Origin of the sequence: uncultured Veillonella sp., assembly GCF_934190855.1 — a bacterium.
Classification (GTDB): Bacteria; Bacillota; Negativicutes; order Veillonellales; family Veillonellaceae; genus Veillonella.
Window position 1 is genome coordinate 1 of record NZ_CAKPTN010000212.1, and the last position, 2327, is coordinate 2327.

The 2327-nt window shown below is 40.4% G+C and carries 2 protein-coding genes; both read right to left on the minus strand.

Annotated elements, in window-relative coordinates:
• A partial coding sequence (locus Q0F90_RS08865; protein ID WP_296004866.1) for a 3-deoxy-D-manno-octulosonic acid transferase occupies positions 1-741 on the minus strand: 741 nt, incomplete at its 3' end.
• 2 nt (positions 742-743) lie between these two features.
• Positions 744-2327: ABC transporter ATP-binding protein (locus Q0F90_RS08870; protein WP_296004869.1), on the minus strand; the 1584-nt coding region annotated here is incomplete at its 5' end.

Below are 2327 nucleotides of genomic sequence, written 5' to 3' on the forward strand. Positions count from 1 at the left end.
ATGTGTACTACCTGCAATGATGATTGGATGATTATTGCCAAAACCAAACTCATCGAGAAGAGCTTGTTTTTCTTCGTCAGATACAGTGGCATAGGTTTGATCATATTTCATATTGCCCGTTACAGTAATATCAGGGGTATGAGCACCTAGCACTTCAATATGGGCCGCATCAAATTTAGACTGCATACAGAAACGCTCGATGGAACGCAACATTTCACGGGTGAAAGCACTAATACACTTGTAACGCTTCATACTGCGATCAGATATACGACCGTTAACCATCATAACCGGAATATTTTCCGATTGAGCGATGCGCAAGAAGTTAGGCCAGATTTCAGTTTCTACAAGTAAAATAGTAATTGGCTTAATAATGTGCAAAATTTTGCGAGTTAAATAAGGCAAATCTAAAGGAAAGAAAATAATCCCTTCTGCCTCAGGAATGATTCGATGTGCCATAGCATGACCAGTTGCGGTAACTACAGACACTACTACAACGGCCTCAGGAAATTCCTTTTTAACCTCTTTTACCAATGGACTAGTAGCCACAATTTCCCCTACAGAAGCAGCGTGAATCCAAATAGCACGGCGCCCTTCAATTTTCTTTAATAATGAGGCTGGCATATAGCCGGCACTCTGTTTAATACGCTCATAAAAACCTTCTTCAAAGGCGAGTCGGTATAATATAACCGGTATCAAGCCAATCCAATAGATTATGAGCAATACATTATATATCCAGTACATGGTTATCCTTTGTGGGAGAATTGAACGGAATAGAGATGGTTGTACAATCCGCCGTCAACAGCTAATAGCTCTTGGTGAGTCCCCTGCTCAACCAAGCGGCCTTGATTAAGTACAACAATTTGATGAGCATTTTGAACTGTGCTCAATCGATGGGCAATAACAAATGCTGTGCGCCCTTTCATGAGGCGATCTAACGCCTCTTGTACAAGTTTTTCACTCTCTGTATCTAATGCAGATGTAGCTTCATCTAGAATTAGAATACGAGGATCTTTCAAAATAGCACGTGCAATGGCAACGCGTTGACGCTGGCCACCCGATAATGAGCTACCTCGTTCGCCTACGATAGTATCGAGGCCATCAGGCATCTTCTCAACGAATTCAAGCACATTAGCAGCCTTAGCCGCCTCATATACCTCTTCATCAGTAGCGTCTAAACGACCATACAAGATGTTCTCTTTAATAGTAGCATTAAACAATACCGTTTCTTGTGGTACAAGGCCGATTTGTTCACGTAAAGATTTAAAAGTAACATCCTTAATATTGTAACCGTCAATGGTAATGGACCCACTAGTTACATCGTAAAAACGAGGTAATAAGTTTGCCAAAGTAGTTTTACCTGCACCAGAAGGACCTACGAGGGCTACGCTTTCACCAGCCTTAACAGACAAGGTAAAGTTTTCTAACGCCATTTTTTCTCCATCATAAGAGAAGGATACATCGTTAAACTCTACATCGCCTTTAATATTAGGCAATGTAACGGCATCAGCTTTTTCTACTACATCCGTCTTAGTATCTAAAATTTCAAAGACACGATCAGCTGCAGCTAATGCTTTTTGAATATTGCCATATACTTGGCTCAAACGTTTTACTGGGTTGGACAAGTTAATAGCATAAATCAAGAAAGCGATCAAAGAACCAGCCGTAATTGTTCCGGTTACTACGGAATAGCCGCCGTACCAAAGAATAACCGCTACAGCGATAGCTGCAGAAAACTCAACCATTGGACTGAGTAAACTAGTCAACTTAGTAGCTTTAATAACGGCTCTAAAGTTACGATCGTTTTCATCTTCAAAACGTTTACGCTCAAAATCTTCACGAGCGAAGGATTTTACAACGCGTACTGCACTAATAACCTCTTGTAAAAGCGCCGTAATATCAGCTACACGTCCTTGCACATCATGGCCTGCGACGCGAAGCTTTTTACCAAACACATTGATAATTATCAAAACTACTGGAACCGTAATGAACGTAACTAGTGTCAATTTCCAATCAATAAGAAGCATAGACACTAAGGAACCGATAAGTGTTACGGATTCAGTAATAAAGGAAATCAGATTATCTACAACGGCAGTTTGCAAGGCAGCAACGTCATTCGTAAGATTACTCATGATAACGCCTGTCTTGCGACGATCAAAATAAGATAAACTTAATTTTTGTAAGTGATTAAAGATGGACTCACGCACATCGATAATCACGCGTTGGCCAATGTAGGACATGTTATAAGTTTGACCATAAGTGGCAAAACCACGAATCAAGAATATCAAAATGATGGCCCCTACGATGAGGTTCAACATAAACATATTCTT